The sequence below is a fragment of the Duganella margarita genome, assembly GCF_009857535.1.
Classification (GTDB): Bacteria; Pseudomonadota; Gammaproteobacteria; order Burkholderiales; family Burkholderiaceae_D; genus Rugamonas; species Rugamonas margarita.
In genome coordinates, this window is sequence record NZ_WWCS01000002.1 from 352,076 (window position 1) to 372,461 (window position 20,386).

Below are 20,386 nucleotides of genomic sequence, written 5' to 3' on the forward strand. Positions count from 1 at the left end.
GTTCTTCGGTTTATCCGGGGATTTTTATAAACATTTGAGAGGTTTCAAATCATGTACGCGGTCATAAAAACCGGTGGCAAACAATACAAAGTTGTCGCTGGCGAAAAACTTAAAGTAGAACAGATACCGGCAGACATTGGTTCCGAAATCACCATTGACCAAGTCCTCGCCGTTGGCGCGGGCGACAGCATCAAATTTGGTGCTCCCCTGGTTGAAGGTGCGAAGGTTCTGGTTACTGTTGTTTCCCACGGCCGTCACGAAAAAGTGACGATCTTCAAGATGCGTCGTCGTAAGCACTACCAAAAGCATCAGGGTCACCGTCAGAACTACACCGAAATCCAAATCGTTTCGATCAACGCGTAAGCGTATCGACACTTTTTTTAGTATCCAAGGAGCTTTAGCATGGCACACAAAAAAGGCGGCGGCACAACGCGAAATGGTCGTGACTCGGAATCAAAACGCCTGGGCGTTAAGGTTTACGGCGGTCAAACGATCAATGCAGGCGGCATCATCATTCGTCAACGCGGCACCCCAGTGCGCGCCGGCGAAGGTGTAGGCACCGGCAAAGACCACACCCTGTTCGCTCTGGTGAACGGCGTGGTCAAGTTCGTTAAAAAAGGTGAAGGCTCGAAACAGTTCGTCACCGTAGTAGCAGCAGCGTAAATTACGCTCCGGCCTTCATCGGCCGTTTGTAAGGCGCAAGCCTTCAATCGAAAGGCTCTGCCCATAGGTAGAGCCTTTTAGTTTTATGGCGGTACATCATGAAGTTTATCGACGAAGCAAAAATTGAAGTAATCGGTGGTGACGGCGGCAATGGCTGCTCGTCGTTTTGCCGTGAAAAATTCCGCCCGTTCGGCGGCCCTGACGGCGGCGACGGCGGCAAGGGTGGCTCGATCTGGGCCATAGCGGACCGTAACATCAACACCTTGGTCGATTTCCGCTTCTCCAAAGTGCACCGCGCCGGCAACGGCGAACCGGGCCGTGGCGCCGATTGTTACGGCCGCGGCGCCGACGACATGTTCCTGCGCATGCCGCTGGGCACCCTGATCATCGATGACGTCTCCGGCGAGATTCTGGCCGACCTGAGCGAGCACGGTCAGCAGGAGCTGCTGGCCAAAGGCGGCGAGGGCGGCTGGGGCAACATCCACTTCAAGACCTCGACCAACCGCGCACCGCGTCAGAAGACGCCGGGCAAGGAAGGCGAAATCCGCACGCTGCGCCTGGAACTGAAGGTGCTCGCGGACGTCGGTCTGCTGGGGATGCCGAACGCCGGCAAGTCGACCTTCATCACCGCCGTGTCGAACGCGCGTCCGAAGATCGCCGATTACCCGTTCACCACCTTGCACCCGAATCTGGGCGTGGTCCGCGTGTCGCACGAGAAGAGCTTTGTGATCGCCGACATTCCCGGCCTGATCGAAGGCGCCGCCGAAGGTGCGGGCCTGGGTCACCAGTTCCTGCGCCACCTGTCGCGCACCGGCCTGCTGCTGCACATCGTCGACCTGGCGCCGTTCGAGGCGACGGTCGATCCGGTCAAGGAAGCCAAGGCGCTGGTCAATGAACTGAAAAAGTACGACGAAGATCTGGTCGACAAGCCACGCTGGCTGGTGCTGAACAAGCTGGACATGGTGCCGGAAGCGGAGCGCGTCAAGAAGGTCAAGGACTTCATCAAGAAGTTCGGCTTCAAGGGCCCGGTGTTCGAGATCTCCGCGCTGAGCCGCGACGGCACGCAGGAACTGGTCAACGCGATCCAGAAGCACCTGGAGCAAACCCGTCACACCGAGCAGCGCGCGGAAGAAACGCAGATGACCGAGGAAGCACGCGGCATTTCGTCGATTGATCCAGACGATCCGCGTTTTAAAATCCTCGACTAATCGTCTGCATCACCGGCATAATCAGCTATCAGCTGATTATGTCTTTCCATCTCGGCGCCCGTCCTGCTCACCGCAGGGCCGGCGACTGTTAGCGGCAAAGCAGGGCAACCAGCCCGCCAAATCACAGCAGATTTTCCTACGCTTGTTTTGAGATTGTCGCCGCCATGAATTCCGTCATACAAAAAGCTACCCGTATCATCATCAAGGTTGGATCGTCGTTGGTCACCAATGATGGACGCGGGCTCGATCACGCCGCCATTGCGCGCTGGGCTTCGCAGATCGCCGGCCTGCGCGCGCTGGGCAAAGAGGTAGTGCTGGTGTCGTCCGGTGCGATTGCCGAGGGCATGCTGCGCCTGGGCTTTGAACAGCGCCCGACCGATATCCACGAACTGCAAGCCTGCGCCGCCGTCGGCCAGATGGGCCTCGCGCAGATTTACGAAACCAGCTTCCGCGCGCACCAACTGGGCACCGCGCAAGTGCTGTTGACGCATGCCGACCTGGCGGATCGTGAGCGCTACCTGAATGCGCGTTCGACGCTGACTACCTTGCTGCGCCTGGGTGTAGTCCCGATCATCAACGAGAACGATACGGTGGTCACCGACGAAATCAAGTTCGGCGATAACGATACGCTGGGCGCCTTGGTCGCCAATCTGATCGAAGCCGATGCGCTGATTATTCTCACCGACCAGCAAGGTTTGTTCAGCGCCGATCCGCGCAAGGATCCGTCGGCGGTGCTGATCCAGCACGGTCGCGCGGGCGATGCGGCGCTGGAGGCGATGGCCGGTGGCGCCGGCAGCAGCCTGGGTCGCGGCGGCATGCTGACCAAGATCCTGGCGGCTAAGCGCGCCGCCAAGTCGGGCGCGCATACGGTGATCGCCTACGGCCGCGAGAACGAGGTGCTGGCGCGGCTGGCCGGTGGCGAGACCATCGGCACCGAGCTGGCGGCGCAGACCGGCCATCTGACGGCGCGCAAGCAGTGGATGGCGGATCATTTGCACACCGCAGGCCAGGTGGTGCTGGATGCCGGCGCGGTGCAGAAGCTGACCGGCGAAGGCAAGTCGCTGCTGCCGATCGGCGTGGTGGAAGTGAAGGGCGAGTTTGGACGCGGCGCCGTCATTACCTGCGTGTCGGCGGACGGGGTGCCGGTGGCGCGCGGCCTGTCAAACTACACCAGTGCCGAAACCCGCCGCATCATGCGCAAGCCGTCCAGCGAAATCGAATCCATCCTCGGCTTCGTCGAGGGCCAGGAGCTGATCCACCGCGATAACCTGGTGCTGGTTTAAGCGCCCGCTGGCGCTGGCGTCTTGCTGCGGTAATCGCACAAGTCGATCTGGATGCAGTTCCAGCATTCGGGTTTGCGGGCTTTGCAGGTGTAGCGGCCGTGCAGGATCAGCCAGTGGTGGGCGTCCTGCAAAAATTCCTTCGGCACGAATTTCAACAGCTTCTGTTCGACGATGTCGACGTTCTTGCCCGGCGCCAGGCCGGTGCGGTTGGAGACGCGGAAGATGTGGGTGTCCACCGCCATCGTCGGCTGGCCGAATGCGGTATTCAGCACCACGTTGGCGGTCTTGCGGCCGACGCCCGGCAGTTCTTCCAGCGACTCGCGATCCTGCGGCACCACGCCGCCATGCTTCTCCACCAGGATCTTGCAGGTGGCGATGACGTTCTTGGCCTTGGTTTTATACAGGCCGATGGTGCGGATATAGGTGGTCAGCTCTTCCTCGCCCAAATCGAGGATCGCCTGCGGCGTGTTGGCCACCGGGTACAGCAGCCGCGTGGCCTTGTTGACGCCGACGTCGGTCGCCTGCGCCGACAGCAGCACGGCGATCAGCAGTTCAAACGGGGTGGTGTATGCAAGTTCGGTAACAGGATGCGGATTGGCGGCGCGGAAGCGCACAAACATTTCGTAGCGTTTGGCTGGATTCATTCTTTCTCTTGTTCTTTTTTGAGGCGCGTGCGCTCCATGGCGGCGGCGATAATGGCGCGCTTGCGTTCCAGCGCGGCGGCCGATGCGGCATCGGCAGGTTCGATGGTGTTGACCTTATCCAGTTTGGCGGCGGCCTTCTCGGCCAGGCGGGCGTCGTTTTCTTCCTTGTCGCGCTTGAGGCGGAAGCTGCGGAAGTCGTGCCGTTCGCGCGCGGCGTCGGCGTCGGCTTGCGTCCACGCGTGCCAGCCGGTGGTCTCGGTGACCGGGTACATGACGATGCAATCGACCGGACACGGTGACACGCACAGGTCGCAGCCGGTGCACAGCGACGGCACCACGGTGTGCATCAATTTCGCGGCGCCGATGATGGCGTCGACCGGGCAGGCCTGGATGCACAAGGTGCAGCCGATGCACAGCGCTTCGTCGATGTAGGCCACGGCGCGCGGCCGCTCCAGGCCATTCACCGGATTCAACGGGATGACCTTGCGGCCGGTGACCGACGACAGCCGGGCGATGCCTTCGGCGCCGCCGGGCGGGCACTGGTTGATGTCGGCCGCGCCGGCCGCTATCGCTTCCGCATACGGACGGCAGCCGTCATAGCCGCACTTGGTGCATTGCGTCTGCGGCAGGACATCTTCAATACGGTCGGCGAGGGTGGGTTCGGTGGACACGGCGGACTAACATCGGGCAAAAACGACATTATCCGATATCTGCGCCCGGCTTACCGAAAAACCGCACGCGGCGCACGGTTTGCCGCTCCAGCTCTTCGCCGTGCAGGCCGAGCGCGGGCTTCATCAAGTCGCTGGTGCTGACGATGCCGATCAGGCGGCGCGTCTGCATGTCGGCCACCACCGGCAGCCGGCCGACGCCATGCACGGCCAGGCGCGAGGCCAGCGCGCGGCAGGTTTCGTCGGCCATGGCGACGATCGGCACGTTGACGCCGAACAGGTCGCCAACGCGCAGCGCGCCCGGTTTGCTGTCCAGCCCTGCGCGGTCCAGCATGCCGACCAGCGCGCCGTCGCGCACCACCGGATAGGCGCGATGACGCGGATGGGCGTGGAAGTGAGTGTGCACTACGTCGGCGATCAGCGCCTCGGCGTCGATGCTGTCGACGGTGCTGGTCATCACCTCGGCCACGCTGTGGCGCTCCATCGGGTCGATGCCGTATTCGCGGTAGATGTGGTGGCCGCGGCGCGCGATCTTCTCGGTCAGGATCGAGCGGTTCATGGTGGCCACGGTGAAGGCGTAAGCCACTGTGGCGGTGGCCAGCACCGGCAGCAGGGCGTTGGCGTCGTGCGTCAGCTCGAACGCGAACACCACCGCCATCACCGGCGCGCGCATCATGCCGCCCAGCGTGGCGGCCATGAACACCAGTGGCCACACGGCTGGTTCGCCGCCCGGCAGGTAGGGGCCGAGCACGGCGCCGAGGCCGGCGCCGATCATCAGTAGCGGCGCCAGCACGCCGCCCGAGGTGCCGGAGCCGAGCGCCAGCAGCCAGATCACGGCCTTGACCACCAGCAGGCTGACAATCGCCGCTGCCGCCATGTGGTTGTTCAGCAGGTCGGCAATGACGTCGTAGCCGACGCCCAGCGCGCGCGGCTGGAAGTAGCCGCCGATGCCGACCGCCAGGCCGCCGATCGCCGGCCACCACATCCAGTGCACCGGCAGTTTGTGGAAGGCGTCTTCAACCCGGTACAGGGAGGTCGACAGCAGCCACGCCAGCATGCCGCACAGCACGCCGGCGATCAGGCAGGACAGCAGCGCCGACGGCGGCAGCGCCTCGGTATGCAGCGGGAACAGCGGGCCGCTTTCGATCAGCAGCGGCCGCAGGAAGCCGGCCACGGCGCAGGCAATCGCCACCGGCGCCAGGCTGCGCGGACGCAGTTCGAACAGCAGCAGTTCGACCGCCAGCAGCACCGCCGCAATCGGCGTGCCAAACACGGCGGTCATGCCGGCGGTGGCGCCGGCCACCAGCAGCGCCTTGCGTTCGGCCGCGCTCAGGTGGAAGTGCTGGGCGATCAGCGAGCCGACCGCGCCGCCGGTCATGATGATCGGGCCTTCGGCGCCGAACGGGCCGCCGCTGCCGATGGCGATGCCGGAGGCCAGTGGCTTGAGCAGCGCGACCTTGGGCGACATGGTGGATTTCTTGAACAGGATGGCTTCGATGGCTTCCGGGATGCCGTGGCCGCGCACCGCTTCGGCGCCGTAGCGGGCGATCAGGCCGACGATTAGGCCGCCGGCGACCGGCACGGCGATCACCCACGCGCCCAGCGTGTGCGTGGCGGGCGAGGTGAACACGGTGGAGAATTTCTGGAAGAAGAACAGGTTGGTGAAGAAGCGGATGGCGTGCAGCAGCAGGTCGGCGGTGACGGTGCTGAAGGCGCCGACCACGGCGGCGATGCTGGTGATCAGCAGCAGGCGGGCCTGGCCGTCGAAGTCGCGGCGGCTATCGTATTTATTCATGGCGGATTTGCGGAATGGTGAAGATGCCTTGCAGCGACAGCAGTTCGACACGGTGTTGTTCGGCCAGTTGGGCCAGGATGGTTTCGCCTTGTTTCAGCAGGTGGATTTCGACCCGGCGGCGGTCGATGGCGCTATGGCGGCGCTCCACCAAGCCCATGGCCTCGCAGCGGCTGATCAGGGCGACCACGCCGTGGTGCTTGGCTTGCAGGCGTTCGGCCAGCTCGCCGACCGTGGCCCAGTCGCGCTCGGGATAGCCTTTGATGTGCAGCAGCAGCAGGTACTGCAACGGCGTGATGCCCTGGGCCTGCACCACGTCTTCGGAAAAGCGTTCGAAGCGGCGCATCTGGTAGCGGAATTCGGACAGGGCGTGGAAGTCCGATTTGCTGAGTTTGGAAGAGGTCATGCCGAAATATATCATGACGTGATGTATTTGGTCGAAAAAAAACGCCTCGGAAGCGAAGCGTTTTTATCCAAGCGTAGCGGCTTAGGCGTGTTTCTTGATGAACGCGGTGATTTGCGGGCACACCATCTCGCGCCAGCGGCGGCCGGAGAAGATGCCGTAATGACCGGCGCCTTGCACCACCATGTCTTGCTGCATGTCGGCCGGGATGTTGCTGCACAGGTCGTGCGCAGCCTGGGTCTGGCCAGCGCCGGAGATATCGTCCAGTTCGCCTTCGACGGTGAACAGCGCTACCGTCTTGATGTCGGCCGGCTTGACCAGTTTGCCGCCCACCAGCCAGTCGCCCTTCGGCAGCGAAAACTCCTGGAACACGGTCTTGATGGTGTCCAGATAGTATTCGGCCGGCATGTCCAGTACGGCGTTGTACTCGTCATAGAACTTGCGGTGCGATTCGGCGGTTTCCTCGTCGCCCTTGACCAGGTGTTCGTAGAAATCGCGATGGCTCTCGGCGTGACGGCCTGGATTCATGGCGATGAAGCCAGCATGCTGCAGGAAGCCTGGATAAACCTTGCGGCCAAAGCCGGGATAGTTCGGCGGCACCGGATAGATCACGGTGTTTTCAAACCACGAGTACTTCTTCTCGGTGGCCAGGTTGTTGACGGCGGTCGGTGATTTGCGCGGGTCGATCGGGCCGCCCATCATGGTCATGGTCTTCGGCAGCTTCGGATCGTTTTCCGACGCCATCAGCGAAATCGCGGCCAGCACCGGCACGGTCGGCTGGCAGACGGAAATCACATGCACGTCCGGGCCCAGCTGGCGGATGAAGTCCTGCACGTAGTAGATGTAGTCGTCCAGGTGGAAGGCGCCTTCGGATACCGGCACCATGCGCGCATCGGTCCAGTCGGTGATGAAGACGTCATGGCTGACCAGCAGGCCGCGCACGGTGTCGCGCAGCAGCGTCGAGTGGTGGCCGGACAGCGGTGCGACCAGCAGCACGGTCGGCTGTTTCAGCGCCTTGAACTTCTTGTCGTCCAGGTCTTTTTTGAAGTGGATCAGGCGGCAGAACGCTTTGTTGACGGCCACGTGTTCGATGATGCCGACCTTTTCGCCGTTGATCTCGGTGGTGTCGATCTCGAATGCCGGTTTTTCGTAGTCCTTGCCCAATCGGTACATCAGTTCGTAGCCGGCGGCGATGCGCTGCGCGAACGGGGTGTGCGCCAGGGGCGACACCGGATTGGTGAACAATTTGGCCGAGGCGTCCGCCCACTGCATCAGGGGCGTGAGGAACGAACGCTGCATTTCATGGAGTTGGTAGAGCATGACACATCTCGATTCTTATAAGTTTGGTGCGGTGCACCAATATGACATCATAAGCCAAATTATAGGCGCTGTGTTTTTGGCGTAAAAGCACTTCCATGTGCTACAGAGCAAGACTACGTACTATCCACAGACAATCTTGTAAGAAAGAATAGTACTGCTGCGGGCATAAAAAAAGCAGCGTTTCCGCTGCTTTCTTGTAGGACATTTGCCCGTGCTTTGTTCTTAATCGAACACTGGGGTTTCCACGCCCAGCACCTTGTGCAGTTTCGGCGAGGTGGTGGTGTACTGCATGTGGATCTTCTTGTCCGGGAAGATGTACGGCGCGGCGCCGAAAGCGGCCAGCGCCGCTTCGTGGAAGCCCGACAGGATCAGCTTTTTCTTGCCCGGGTAGGTGTTGATGTCACCCACGGCGAAGATGCCCGGCACGTTGGTTTCGAACTTCTCGGTGTTTTGCACTTTCAGCTGGCGGCGCTCGATGTCCAGGCCCCATTCGGCGATCGGGCCCAGTTTTGGCGACAGGCCATAGAACACCAGCAGCATGTCCAGCGGCACGCGGCGGGTCACGCCGTCGGCGGCGGTCACTTTCAGGTGCTCCAGCTTGCCGTCGGCCGAGGTTTCGAAGCCGGTGGCGGTGCCGATCAGCAGCTGCATTTCGTAGTCGTCGCACAGGGCTTTCATCTTGGCGACCGAGGCTGGCGCGGCGCGGAAGTCGTCGCGACGGTGCAGCAGCACCACCGATTCGGCCTTGCCGACGAAGTTCAGGGCCCAGTCCAGCGCGGAGTCGCCGCCGCCGCAGATGACCAGGTTCTTGCCTTCGAACTGCGCCGGGTCCTTGACCTTGTAGTGCAGCTGGCTGCCTTCGAACACGTCGATGCCGTCCACTTTCAGCGTGCGCGCCTGGAACGAGCCGACGCCGGCAGCGATGAAGATGGTTTTGGCGATGAACCGGGTGCCGGCCGTGGTTTCCACGTCAAAGCGGCCGTCGTCGCGGCGCTCGACCTTGGTCACTTCCTGGCCCAGATGGAAGGTCGGCTCGAACGGTTCGATCTGCTTGAGCAGGTTGTCGGTCAGTTCCTGGCCGGTGCACGATGGCACGGCCGGGATGTCGTAGATCGGCTTGTCAGGATACAGTTCCACGCACTGCCCGCCCACGGCGCCCAGCGAATCGATGACGTGGGCCTTGATTTCCAGCAAGCCCAGCTCAAAGACCTGGAACAGGCCGACCGGGCCGGCGCCAATGATGACGGCATCGGCTTCGATGACGCCAGGTGGTGTAACGGTGCTATTCATACGTGTTTTCCTGTGATTTCAATAGTGCAGCGTCGATGCCGGCCGCGTGTTAGCGCGCCAGCAGCTGCAGTTTTTCTTTGACGTCCTTGAACTGTTCCGCATCCGGCAGCGCAGGAATAGTCTTGGTGATCGACGGCCATTTGCGTGCCAGATCGACGTTGATCTTGATGAATTGTTGCTGGTCGCTTGGCACATCTTCTTCGGCGTAGATGGCGTTGACCGGGCATTCGGCCACGCAGACAGCGCAGTCGATGCACTCGTCCGGGTCAATGGCGAGGAAGTTCGGGCCTTGGCGGAAACAATCTACCGGGCAAACATCGACGCAGTCCGTATAACGGCAGGCGATGCAAGATTCGGTGACAACGTGGGTCATAACAGTCCTATCAATGTTGGTGTGCTGGCGGCTTCGGCGGGCGGGGCAGTGCCGGCTAACCTTGGCAAAGCACTGTATTTTAAGGTAATTCGCTATTTCTCACAAATTGGGCTTATATACAATACATATAAGCAAATTCATTCGGCGAAAGCGTGGCACGTTGCCTGGCCGTTTGGAGACTGGCGCGGCGGGGGCGCAACTGGCATCATGGCGGCTTTGTTTATTGAGCGAGAAGCCACATGGCGGATATCAACATCGTCCAGGAACACCACCTGGCGCCCGAGCAGGCCCGCGCGGCCGCCCAACAAGTGGCCGACAAGCTGGCCGAACAATTTGAATTGACGTGCCGCTGGGAGGGCGATGTGCTGCGGTTCGAGCGCAGCGGCGTGAATGGCGCGCTGACGTTGCTGCCGAACCAGGCGCAGTTGTCGATCGAGCTGGGCTTCCCGATCAGCATGATGGCGTCGCAGATCGAGGCCAAGGTGGCGGAAAAGATGAAGAAGCTGTTTGTTGCTTAGAAAATAAAAATCCGTCGTTCCGGCGAAAGCCGGAACCCATAGAACGCATGCGGTGTATGGATTCCGGCTTTCGCCGGAATGACGAAGCTATCGCTAACTGACGGCATGCCCGTCAGGTTTTTTACTTCAGGTCTTCGATCAGGTCGATGTACAGCTGTTTGGCTTCGTCCTGGGTCTTGCCTTTGAGCTCGGCCCACGCGTCGAACTTGGCGCGGCCGACGAAGTCGGTCATGCCCGGACGCTCGCCGGTCGCATCGCCGCTGGACGCCTGCTTGAACAGGGCATAGATCTTCAGCAGCGTCAGGTTGTCGGGACGTTCCGGCAGGTTCTTCGAGTCCGCCTGGGCCTGTTCAAACTGTTCTTGCAAACTCATACCGCGCTCCTTGTTGTGTGGTTGATCAAATAGTTGATCACCGCATCATAACCGCAGCGCCGGCAAAAGCCGCTAGAGTGCGCGCTCCAAAACAGAACGGCGGCCATGCCGGGAATGCTCCCGCATGAACCGCCGTTTCCGGTGCCCTTGCGGGCACGCGTAAAACTCCGGAAGAATTACTTCTTCTTCGTCGGGTTGACAGCCGATTTCAGCGTGGCGCCAGCCGAGAATTTCGGGGTTTTCGACGCTGCGATCTTGATCGCTTCGCCGGTTGCGGGATTGCGGCCTTTGCGTGCAGCGCGTTTGGCTACGGAGAAGGTGCCGAAGCCGGTGATGCCTACCGTATCGCCTTTTTTCAGACGCTCGGTGATGATGGCGATCAGGGTGTTCACTGCGCCGTTGGCGGCAGCAGCGGACAGCTCGGTGCGTTTCGCAAATTCTGCAATCAGTTCGCCTTTTTTCATTACTACCTCCTTGGTTATTGGAGCGCGCAGATTAGCATAAATATTGTTAAAAGTAATGGTTTCTGTACGAACTCTTGATGAAGCAAGCCTTGCAGTGGCTGCCTCGCTGCGCCGCAGCGCGAACAAGGCCTTGTATTTAAAGGGTTTCTGCGCTTTCTGCAAAACCGCATTCGAGACAAAAAAGGTTTATGATTGAATGCATAAAGGACAGCGAAGATGAGCTTTTCAGACGAGACACTGATGGCGTATGCCGATGGCGAACTGGACGAGGAGACCCGCCAGCAGGTCGAGCTCGCCATGCGCCATGACAGCAGCCTGGTGCGCCGGGTGGCGCGGCTGCGCGCGGCGCGTGACGAAGGGGTCTACGCCGATCAGCGCAATTCGTCCGGAGGACGCGCGCGCCAGGGCGCCAATGTGGTGCAGCTGGCGGCGGTGCGGGCGCAGCGTCTGGCCGCGCAGCAGGCGGTGCGCAAGGCCACGCGGCGGCGCTGGAGCTGGCCGGAATGGAGCGCGCTGGGACTGGTGATGGTGCTGGGTCTGGCGGCCGGCAAGTTTGGTCTGGCCAGGTGGCAGCCCAACTGGTTCAGCGGCGAGCCGGCGCCGGTGCCTACCGAAGTGGTCAGCCGCAATGGCTGGCTGGTGGCGCAGGGGAAGCTGGCGGCGGTCTTGAGCCAGCAACTGGGCGGCGCGGCGGCGCAGGCCGAAGGCGAGGTGCGCGTGGGCCTGAGTTTCCTGTCGAACGAGGGGACGTACTGCCGCAGCTTTACGCTGGTGGGGATAACGCAGGATCTGGTGGGGATTGCTTGTCGCGCCAGCGAGGAGTGGCGGATACCGGTGCTGGTGCAGAATGCGCGGCCGATGCCGTCGACCGGCGGCTACCGCATGGCGGGGACGGAGATGCCGACGGCGCTGCTGGAAGCGATCGACCAGCGCATCGTCGGCGGCATGCTCGACACGCGAGCAGAGCTGGAAGCGCTGCGCCGCAACTGGCAGCGCTAGCTGTCGTCATTCCGCCCACTGGGCGAAATGACTTCCGGCGCAGGCCGGAATCCATGCTGAGGATGCGTTCCATGGATTCCCGCTTGTGCGGGAATGACGGTGCGGTGGTGCTGTTAAACGCCCAGCAGTTCCACGTCAAAAATCAGCGTGGCGTTTGGCGGGATGACGCCGCCGGCGCCGCGCGAGCCGTAGCCCAGTTCGGCTGGAATGATCAGCTGGCGAGCGCCGCCAATCTTCATGCCTTGCACGCCTTCGTCCCAACCGCGGATGACCATGCCGGCGCCCAGGGCGAATTCGAATGGATCGTTGCGGTCTTTGCTCGAATCGAATTTCGAACCCTTGCTGCCGTCGTCGTTTTGCAGCCAGCCGGTGTAATGCACGGTGACGTTGTTGCCGGCTTTGGCTTCTTCGCCTTCGCCGACGGTCAGTTCGATGTATTGCAGGCCGGAGTCGGTAGTAATAGTGGACATGATCTTCCTTTCATTAGAAACAGGCCAGAATTGTAGCAGGGCCACAGTTCGCGTGAAGATTTGTCGGCTTTCGTCTCGTCTGTGTCTGGTTTGCACGTAAAATAAGACTTTGTTTCTATCGGCGATTTTCTCCATGCTCCGCAGTTTCGTTTTCTTTAGCATCCTGATGGCCTTCGGCGCCGCCCAGGCCAATGTCGTCGTCGTCCTTAATTCCCGCGACGCCACCGTGCAGTTGCTGGACCAGGCGACCTACAAGGATTTGAACACCATCCCGGTCGGCAAGGAGCCGCACCACCTGATGGCGACGCCGGACAATAAATCGCTGATCGTCGCCAGCTCGGTCGGCAACGAGCTGATTTTCCTCGATCCGAAAACCGGCCAGCCCCAGCGCACCATCAAGGACATTCTCGATCCGTACCAGATCGGCTTTTCGCCGGACCAGAAATGGTTCGTGTCGAACTCGCTGCGGCTGGACCGCGTCGACCTGTATAAGTACGACGGCGCCAACATGACGCTGGCCAAGCGCCTGCCGCTGGCCAAGCTGCCGAGCCACATGGCGTTCAACGCCGCCAGCAATATGGTGTTCATCACCCAGCAGGGCAGCGACCAGGTCAGCGCCATCGACCTGAGCACGCAGACCGTCAAGTGGACGCTGCCGGTCGGCAAACTGCCCGCCGGTATCGCCATGACGCCGGACGATAACTATCTGCTGGTCGGCATCATGGGCAGCGACTACGTGGAAGTGATCGACTGGAAAGCGCAGAAAACCGTCAAGCGCATCAAGACCGGCATGGGCGCACACAACTTCCGCTCGGCCGGCGATGGCCGTTATACCTACGTCTCCAACCGTGTTTCCAATTCGATCAACATCATTGATCAGAAGACATTGGAAAACGTCGGCCAGATCAACGTGCCCGGCGGCCCGGACTGCATGGAGGTGACCGATGACGGCAAGACCATGTGGGTGACGCTGCGCTGGATTAAAAAAGTGGCGGTGATCGACCTGCCAAGCCGCAAGGTGATCAAGACGATTCCGGTCGGCCGCTCGCCACACGGCGTGTTCTTCTTTAACTCCGCACAACGCTGATGATGCGCGCCGCGTCCTTGATCATGCTGACGCTGGCGGCGCCGTTGCAGGCGGCGCCGGTGTGCAAGGGCACGATCTATCTGACCTTCGACACCGGCAGCCAGTCGCAGGCCGAACTGATTGCCGATACGCTGAAGCGCCACCAGATCAAGGCCACCTTCTTCCTGGCCAACGAGAAAACCGTGCGCGGCGATTATTCGCTCGATCCTTCATGGTCTTCTTATTGGAAGGCGCGGGTGGCGGAAGGCCATGCGGTTGGCACGCATACCTGGGACCACGCGGTGTTCGCGCGCGATGGCGCCGACGGTACAGTGGTGGTCAAGCCCGGCTTCGGTCCGCAGGCCGGCAAGCTGGTTACCTGGACGCCGCAGCAGTATTGCGAGCAGCTCAAGCGCGTCGACCAGCGCTTTACGGAATTGACCGGCGCGCGCCTCGATCCGCTGTGGCGCGCGCCGGCCGGCCGCACTTCGCCGCGCCTGCTGGACATCGGCAAGACCTGCGGCTATGCGCATGCGGGCTGGTCGCCGGCCGGCTTCTCGGGCGATGAACTGTCGAGCGAAAAGTATCCGAATGCGGTACTTTTGCAGAAGTCGTTGCGCGACCTGCGCGGCGGCGATATCGTGCTGATCCATATGGGCATCTGGTCGCGCAAGGATGCGTGGGCGCCGGCCAATCTTGAACCTCTGATTAGCGGGCTTGAGCAGAAGGGCATGTGCTTTGCCACGCTGCGCGAGCATCCGGATTACAAAAAATGATAGAAGCAATCTCTGACTGGCTGGGCGTGGCGCAGGGCTGGTTGTTTGAAACCACGATCCAGCCGCTGGTATTCGCGCTCGGCTTCGGCGAATTCGTCGAGGACGCGTTCGAGGGCACCGAGTGGCTGCTGATCGGCCTGCTGGAAGTGGCGCTGCTGTTCCTGGTGCTGCGGCCGCTGGAGTCCTTGATTCCGGCGCAGCAGATCACCGATCCGCGCGCGCGCTGGAATGATTTCCTGTACACCGTGCTGCACCGGATCGGCGTGTTCCCGGTGCTGATCTTCTTTACGCTCGATCCGCTGATGGACGGCCTGGCCGGCTGGCTGCGCTTTGACGGCTTCCATCCGTTCAACCTGGAATCGCTGTGGCCGGGCATCAGTCCGCTGGCCGCGTTCGCCGTGTATTTCGTGGTGCTGGATTTCTTCGATTACTGGTATCACCGCGCCTCGCACCATTTCAACTGGTGGTGGGGCCTGCACGGCCTGCACCACAGCCAGCAGAACATGAACCTGTGGAGCGACGACCGCAACCATCTGCTCGACGACCTGCTGCGCGATGTCTATATGGGCGTGATCGCGCTGGCCATCGGCGTCGAGCCGGCGCAGTATGTGATGCTGGTGTCGGTGTCGCGCATTGTGCAGAGCCTGCAACACGCCAACGTCCGCATCCATTTCGGCTGGCTGGGCGAGCGGCTGCTGGTGTCGCCGCGCTATCATCGCATGCACCACGCGATCGGCGCCGGCCACGAAAACGAAGATGGCAAGCTGGGCGGCTGCAATTTCGCCGTGCTGCTGCCGGTGTGGGACATCATTTTCCGCACCGCCAATTTCACGCCGCAGTTTGTCGCCACCGGCATCCGCGACCAGCTGCAAGGCCGCGACTACGGCCGCGGCTTCTGGGCGCAACAGGCGCTGGGCCTGCGCCGCATGATCGAATACGCACGCAAGGATATCGTCTGATGAGTAACGTTTTCCGCGCATGGGGCCGCGCTTTCCTGTCCCAATGGCACGGCAAGATGCTGATGATGAGCATCGTTCCCTTCCTGCTGGCGCTGGGCGTCTGGGCGGTGGCGCTGTATTTCTACCTGCAGCCGCTGGTCGATTACCTGCATGCGCAATTTTCCGACCATAATCTGTTCGCCACCAGCACCAGCTGGCTGCGCAGCCTCGGGCTGGGCACGCTGACGTCGGTGGTGGTGCCGCTGATCGCCATGCTGGCGCTGCTGCCGTTGATGATACTGACCGCGCTGATCTTCATCGGCGTGGTGGCGATGCCGCTGATCGGCCGCCATGTCGGCCTGCGCCATTATCCGCAGCTGGAGCAGCGCAAGGGCGGTTCGATTGTCGGCAGCATCGGCGTGGCGCTGGGCGGCATGGCGATCTTCATCGGCCTGTGGATACTGACCTTGCCGCTGTACGCCTTCCCGCCGCTGGCGGTGCTGGTGCAGGCGCTGCTGTGGGGCTGGCTGACCTGCCGCGTGATGGTGTATGACACGCTGGCCGATTACGCCAGCACCGAGGAACGCCAGCACATCCTGCGCGAACACCGCTGGCGCCTGCTGGTGATTGGCGTGGTATCGGGCGCGGCCGGCGCATTGCCGGGCGCGATCTGGCTGGGCGGGGTGATGGCGGTGGTGATGTTCCCGTTCCTCGCGGCCATCTCGATCTGGCTGTATGTGCTGATTTTTATCTTTACCGGCTTGTGGTTCGCGTACTATTGCCTGGATGCGCTGGCGCGGTTGCGAGCCGCCGACGTCGCTCCCGCAGACGCGCAAGCCGTCATTCCGGCGGAAGCCGGAATCCATACTCAGCATGGATTCCGGCTTCCGCCGGAATGACGATGCGACTTAACTTAAGGATACTCAGATGGCAATCGGACTCATCATCATTGGCGACGAAATCCTGTCGGGCAGGCGCGTCGACCAGCATTTCCCCAAAGTCGTGCAGATGCTGGCGGCGCGCGGCCTGCAGCTGACCTGGGCCGAGATTCTGCCGGACGATCCGGCCCGCATTACGGCCACGCTGCAACGCACTTTTGCCACCGACGACATCGTGTTCTGCTGCGGCGGCATTGGCGCCACGCCGGACGACCACACGCGCCAGGCCGCTGCCGACGCGCTGGGCCTGCCGCTGGTGCTGCACGAGCAAGGCAAGCTCAACATTCAGCAACGCATCCTGCAAATGGCGCAGGAAGCCGGCCAGACCGCCGACCTCAATTCCGACGAGAACCTGCACCGGCTCAAAATGGCCGAGTTTGCCGAAGGCGCGGCGCTGATCCCCAACCCGTACAACAACATCGCCGGCTTCGCGCTGCGCAAGCATTACTTCGTGCCGGGCTTCCCGGTGATGGCGTGGCCGATGCTGGAATGGGTGCTGGACAACCACTACGCCGACCTGTTCAACCGCGAACCGCACCTGGAACAATCGGTGCTGGTGTACGAAGCGGCGGAGTCGGCGCTGACGCCGCTGATGGTGGCGATCGAGCAGCAGTTCGCGCGCGTGAAAGTGTTCAGCCTGCCGAGCGTGGGCGACGCCAACACGCGCCGTCACATCGAGCTGGGCGTCAAAGGCGAGCCGGTGCAGACGGCCACCGCCTTCATCCAACTGTGCGACGAATTGCGCAAGCTTCAGGTAGAGTTCAAACCGACTTAGTCCGCTTTGTGACAGTCGAATGACACGGCGTTCCTTCTTCGGAGAGAGCGCCGTTGTTTTTTTGCGAAAAACAAACGGTGCTTTGCATTTATTGTGCGTCGGCTCCCATCGGCATCGCGCCGATGTGGTGCAATGGAAGCTAGCAAGACTGACTTGAAACACGCGATGCTCCCTCCTAATACACCTGAATCATCCGAAGCCCATCTGGCGCAAGCACAGATGGACCCACCCCTACCGCCGGACCAAGGCGCACCCAGGAAAAGCAAGCGCACCCGCAATGCCTTCCTGCTGGTGCTGCTGGTCGGCGTGTCGTTTACGATTTACTGGGGCTACCGCGAGACGCTGACCTCGTCGATGCAGGCGCGCATCTTCACCGACCTGGCCGGCAAGATGACGTACAAGGTCGAGAAGGGCCCGAGCAAATCGATCCGCTTCCCGCACGACAGTCCGTACGACGAGCGGCTCGGCTATGCCGGCCTGCCGGACTACATCGGCAAGCTGAGCCAGCGTGACTACAAGGTCGCGGCGCAGGCGCGCATCTCGCCCAAGATGGCCGAGCTGGCTGACATGGGCGTGTTTGCCACCTACCGCGAAAAGACCAAGACTGGCCTGACGATTTACGATTGCCGCGCGCAGGAACTGTTTGCCGCCAGCTATCCGGAACGCATCTACAGCAAGTTCGACGCCGCGCCGAAGGTGCTGGTGAGCAGCCTGCTGTTCATCGAAAACCGCGAGCTGCTGGACAACACCTATCCGAAGCGCAATCCGGCGGTGGAGTGGGACCGTCTGGGCAAGGCGGTGCTGGAGAAGACCGCCAGCGCGGTCGGCGGCGGCCACCGCGCGGCCGGCGGCAGCACGCTGGCCACGCAGATCGAAAAGTACCGTCACTCGCCGGAAGGCCGTACCGGCTCGATGAAGGACAAGCTGCAGCAGATGGTGTCGGCCAGCCTGCGTTCGTACCAGGACGGGCCGGAGACGCTGAAGGCGCGCCGCCGCATCGTGCTCGAATACCTGAACACGGTGCCGCTGTCGGCCAAGCCCGGTTATGGCGAAGTGAACGGCATCGGCGACGGCATGTGGGTGTGGTACGGCCGTTCGTTTGACGACGTCAACCGGCGCCTGAATGGCAAGCTGGACAATCCTGACGCGGAGACCGCGCTGGTGTTCAAGGAAGCGCTGAGCCTGATGATTGCACAACGCCGGCCGAGCTACTATCTGGGCGACGGCGCGGCCGATCTGGAAGTGCTGGCCAACAGCCACCTGCGGATTCTGGCCAACGACGGCGCCATCACGCCGGCCATGCGCGACGTGGCGTTGCAGCAGCATCTGCATCCGGCCACCGGCAACGGCCTGCAATCGGCGCCGGCGCAGACCTTCGTCAGCCGCAAGGCCTCGAACGCGATCCGCAACCACCTGGCCAATCTGCTGGGCGACAACCGCATGTACAACCTCGACCGGCTGGACCTGACCGTGGTCAGCACGCTGGATGCGCAGGCGCAGACCGCCGTTACGCAGGTGCTGCGCGACCTGCGCGATCCGGAGAAGGCCAAGGCCGCCGGGCTGACCGGCAAGGGCATGCTGGGCAATGGCGATCCGGCCAATGTGGTGTACAGCTTCACCTTGCTGGAGAAGGGCGAGCAGAACAATCTGCTGCGCCTGCAGACCGATAACTTCGACCAGCCGCTGGACATCAACGAAGGCGCCAAGCTGGACCTGGGCTCGACCGCCAAGCTGCGCACGCTGATCACCTATCTGGACATCATGGACCAGCTGCACAAGAAGTACGGCGGCATGGACAACGCGGCGCTCGGCCAGGTCAAGGTCGATCCGCAGGACAAGCTGACACAGTGGGCGCTGGATTACTTCAAGACCCTGCCGGTCGGCCAGCGCGAGCTGACGCCGATGCTGAATGCGGCCATGGAGCGCAAGTATTCCGGCAATCCGGGCGAGGGCTTCTTTACCGGCGGCGGCCTGCATCATTTCGGCAACTTCTCCAAGGAAGACAACAACAAGATCCTGACCGTGACCGAAGCGCTGCGCCACTCCACCAATCTGGTGTTCGTGCGGCTGATGCGGGACGTGGCCAAGTTCTACATGTTCTCCAATCCGGGCTCGTCGGCGTCGCTGCTGGCGGATGCGGACGATCCGCGCCGCGCCGGCTACCTGGCGCGCTTCGCCGACAAGGAGGGCAAGGAATTCCTGGGTCGCTTCTACGCCAAGTACAAGGGCAAGCCGCAGGAAGAGATCGACAAGATCCTGCTGGCCAACATCCGCAGCACGCCGGTGCGGCTGGCGGTGATCCACCGCACGCTGTATCCGCTGGCGACGCAGGAGCAGTTTGCGGCCTTCCTGAAAGAGAACCTGCCGTCGCAGAACGAAGTGCCGGAAGAGCGCGTGGCCAAGCTGTATGACCAGTATGCGATCGGCAACTGGTCGCTGGCCGACCGCGGCTATCTGGCCAGCGTGCATCCGCTGGAGTTGTGGATGGCGGCCTACCTGCGCCTGCATCCGGGCGCGACCCTGAGCGAGATGACCAAGGCCAGCGAGCAGGAGCGCCAGGATGTGTACCAGTGGCTGTTCAAGACCCACCGCAAGCACGCGCAGGACAAGCGCATCGCCGGCCTGATCGAGGTGGAAGGCTTCATGGAAATCCACAAGCAGTGGAAGAAAATGGGCTATCCGTTCGAATCGCTGGTGCCGTCGTATGCGACCACGCTGGGCGCTTCGGCCGACCGGCCGGCGGCGCTGGCGGAGCTGATGGGGATTATCGTCAACGGTGGCGTGCGCAAGAGTTCGCAGCGCATCACTTCGCTGCACTTCGCCAAGGACACGCCGTACGACACGCTGGTGACCAAGGCGCCGCCGACCACCAACGAGCAGGTGATTGCGCCGCAAGTGGCGCGGGTGGCGGCGGATGCGATCCGTGGCGTGGTGTCGGACGGTACCGCCAAGCGGGTCAAATCGGCGTTTGTCTCGGCCGACGGTTCGATCATTCCGGTGGGCGGCAAGACCGGCACCGGCGACCAGCGCTTTGATGTGTATGGCGGCGGCGGACGGCTGATCGAGTCGCGCTATGTGAACCGGTCGGCGACGTTTGTGTTCAATATCGGCGAGCGCTTCTTTGGGTCGATGACGGCGTATGTGCATGGGCCGGAGTCGAAGAACTATGACTTCACCAGCGCGTTGCCGGTGCAGCTGCTGGTGGTGCTGGCGCCGAGCCTGATGCCGTTGATCGAGCCGCATGCGGCGCCGAAACCCGGCGCCACGCCGCCGATCGTCAAGGTTGGGGCGGGAGCACCCGAAGTCGCGAAAGCGCCATTGCAAGCCTGCGGCGGTTAATTTCTACCCCGCACACCGCATGCCAGGGTCTGACCCCAAGGGGTCAGACCCTTTTTTGTCTTGCGGGTTTCTCTTGCATAGTTGCT

At 62.1% G+C, this 20,386-nt stretch carries 22 protein-coding genes; 12 read left to right on the plus strand and 10 right to left on the minus strand.

The annotated features are described in order from the left end of the window. The first annotated feature begins 51 nt into the window (after positions 1–51). The 4 genes from rplU (at position 52) to proB (ending at position 3,154) form a co-directional block, all read left to right on the plus strand. Entirely contained in the window at positions 52–363 is a 312-nt protein-coding gene (gene rplU / locus GTP55_RS04135) for a 50S ribosomal protein L21 (RefSeq protein WP_110847108.1), read from the plus strand. A gap of 39 nt (positions 364–402) precedes the next feature. Beyond that, positions 403–663 (plus strand): 50S ribosomal protein L27, encoded by a 261-nt coding sequence (rpmA, locus tag GTP55_RS04140; RefSeq protein WP_110847107.1) that lies wholly within the window; start codon positions 403–405, stop codon positions 661–663. Positions 664–761: 98 nt separating this feature from the next. Beyond that, positions 762–1,871 (plus strand): GTPase ObgE, encoded by a 1,110-nt coding sequence (obgE, locus tag GTP55_RS04145; protein WP_161043704.1) that lies wholly within the window; start codon positions 762–764, stop codon positions 1,869–1,871. Positions 1,872–2,035: 164 nt separating this feature from the next. After that, positions 2,036–3,154, plus strand: coding sequence for a glutamate 5-kinase (gene proB / locus GTP55_RS04150; protein ID WP_161043705.1), 1,119 nt, complete (start codon positions 2,036–2,038; stop codon positions 3,152–3,154). Here proB and nth read toward each other — a convergent pair. From nth to fdxA, 7 genes are all read right to left on the minus strand, one after another. After that, positions 3,151–3,798, minus strand: coding sequence for an endonuclease III (gene nth / locus GTP55_RS04155; protein ID WP_161043706.1), 648 nt, complete (start codon positions 3,796–3,798; stop codon positions 3,151–3,153). The genes proB and nth overlap by 4 nt on opposite strands. Then, positions 3,795–4,469, minus strand: coding sequence for an electron transport complex subunit RsxB (gene rsxB, locus GTP55_RS04160; protein WP_161043707.1), 675 nt, complete (start codon positions 4,467–4,469; stop codon positions 3,795–3,797). Before rsxB ends, nth begins: the two co-directional genes overlap by 4 nt. Positions 4,470–4,497: 28 nt before the next feature. After that, the gene (locus tag GTP55_RS04165) at positions 4,498–6,261 is read right to left on the minus strand and encodes a chloride channel protein (protein ID WP_161043708.1); all 1,764 of its coding nucleotides are present in this window, start codon (positions 6,259–6,261) and stop codon (positions 4,498–4,500) included. Further along, positions 6,254–6,664: a MarR family winged helix-turn-helix transcriptional regulator gene (locus tag GTP55_RS04170; protein WP_161043709.1), complete on the minus strand. Its 411-nt coding sequence runs from the start codon at positions 6,662–6,664 to the stop codon at positions 6,254–6,256. Before GTP55_RS04170 ends, GTP55_RS04165 begins: the two co-directional genes overlap by 8 nt. Before the next feature lie 81 nt (positions 6,665–6,745). Next, complete coding sequence (locus tag GTP55_RS04175; protein ID WP_161043710.1) at positions 6,746–7,981, minus strand: polyhydroxyalkanoate depolymerase; 1,236 nt, start codon at positions 7,979–7,981, stop codon at positions 6,746–6,748. A 222-nt stretch (positions 7,982–8,203) separates the two neighbouring features. Then, the gene (locus tag GTP55_RS04180) at positions 8,204–9,271 is read right to left on the minus strand and encodes an NAD(P)/FAD-dependent oxidoreductase (RefSeq protein ID WP_161043711.1); all 1,068 of its coding nucleotides are present in this window, start codon (positions 9,269–9,271) and stop codon (positions 8,204–8,206) included. A gap of 49 nt (positions 9,272–9,320) precedes the next feature. Further along, on the minus strand, positions 9,321–9,644 hold the full coding sequence (gene fdxA / locus GTP55_RS04185) for a ferredoxin FdxA (RefSeq protein WP_161043712.1): 324 nt from the start codon (positions 9,642–9,644) through the stop codon (positions 9,321–9,323). Positions 9,645–9,883: 239 nt separating this feature from the next. On the opposite strand from fdxA, the gene GTP55_RS04190 reads away from it, so the two are divergent. Beyond that, positions 9,884–10,162 (plus strand): polyhydroxyalkanoic acid system family protein, encoded by a 279-nt coding sequence (locus GTP55_RS04190; RefSeq protein ID WP_161043713.1) that lies wholly within the window; start codon positions 9,884–9,886, stop codon positions 10,160–10,162. Positions 10,163–10,283: 121 nt separating this feature from the next. Here the strand turns inward: GTP55_RS04190 and GTP55_RS04195 are convergent, their stop codons facing one another. Both GTP55_RS04195 and GTP55_RS04200 read right to left on the minus strand, forming a co-directional pair. Then, positions 10,284–10,535 (minus strand): acyl-CoA-binding protein, encoded by a 252-nt coding sequence (locus GTP55_RS04195; protein WP_110847098.1) that lies wholly within the window; start codon positions 10,533–10,535, stop codon positions 10,284–10,286. Between the two features lie 176 nt (positions 10,536–10,711). After that, complete coding sequence (locus tag GTP55_RS04200) at positions 10,712–10,999, minus strand: HU family DNA-binding protein (protein ID WP_110847097.1); 288 nt, start codon at positions 10,997–10,999, stop codon at positions 10,712–10,714. 216 nt (positions 11,000–11,215) lie between these two features. Between GTP55_RS04200 and GTP55_RS04205 the strand changes: the two genes are divergently transcribed. Next, complete coding sequence (locus tag GTP55_RS04205) at positions 11,216–11,998, plus strand: zf-HC2 domain-containing protein (RefSeq protein WP_161043714.1); 783 nt, start codon at positions 11,216–11,218, stop codon at positions 11,996–11,998. A 113-nt stretch (positions 11,999–12,111) separates the two neighbouring features. Here GTP55_RS04205 and GTP55_RS04210 read toward each other — a convergent pair whose 3' ends face one another. Then, positions 12,112–12,468 (minus strand): FKBP-type peptidyl-prolyl cis-trans isomerase, encoded by a 357-nt coding sequence (locus GTP55_RS04210; protein WP_161043715.1) that lies wholly within the window; start codon positions 12,466–12,468, stop codon positions 12,112–12,114. Positions 12,469–12,601: 133 nt separating this feature from the next. Here GTP55_RS04210 and GTP55_RS04215 point away from each other — a divergent pair, with 133 nt between their 5' ends. The 6 genes from GTP55_RS04215 (at position 12,602) to GTP55_RS04240 (ending at position 20,300) form a co-directional block, all read left to right on the plus strand. Further along, positions 12,602–13,555, plus strand: a complete 954-nt coding sequence (locus GTP55_RS04215; RefSeq protein WP_161043716.1) for a YVTN family beta-propeller repeat protein — start codon at positions 12,602–12,604, stop codon at positions 13,553–13,555. Continuing rightward, on the plus strand, positions 13,555–14,310 hold the full coding sequence (locus GTP55_RS04220; protein ID WP_161043717.1) for a polysaccharide deacetylase family protein: 756 nt from the start codon (positions 13,555–13,557) through the stop codon (positions 14,308–14,310). Before GTP55_RS04215 ends, GTP55_RS04220 begins: the two co-directional genes overlap by 1 nt. Next, positions 14,307–15,269 (plus strand): sterol desaturase family protein, encoded by a 963-nt coding sequence (locus tag GTP55_RS04225; RefSeq protein ID WP_161043718.1) that lies wholly within the window; start codon positions 14,307–14,309, stop codon positions 15,267–15,269. Before GTP55_RS04220 ends, GTP55_RS04225 begins: the two co-directional genes overlap by 4 nt. Further along, a complete protein-coding gene (locus GTP55_RS04230) occupies positions 15,269–16,147 on the plus strand; it encodes an EI24 domain-containing protein (RefSeq protein WP_161043719.1) in 879 nt (292 codons plus the stop codon). The genes GTP55_RS04225 and GTP55_RS04230 overlap by 1 nt, the downstream gene beginning before the upstream one ends. A 28-nt stretch (positions 16,148–16,175) precedes the next feature. After that, positions 16,176–16,961, plus strand: coding sequence for a competence/damage-inducible protein A (locus GTP55_RS04235; protein ID WP_161043720.1), 786 nt, complete (start codon positions 16,176–16,178; stop codon positions 16,959–16,961). Between the two features lie 219 nt (positions 16,962–17,180). Further along, a complete protein-coding gene (locus GTP55_RS04240) occupies positions 17,181–20,300 on the plus strand; it encodes a transglycosylase domain-containing protein (protein WP_161043721.1) in 3,120 nt (1,039 codons plus the stop codon). Positions 20,301–20,386 lie beyond the last annotated feature (86 nt).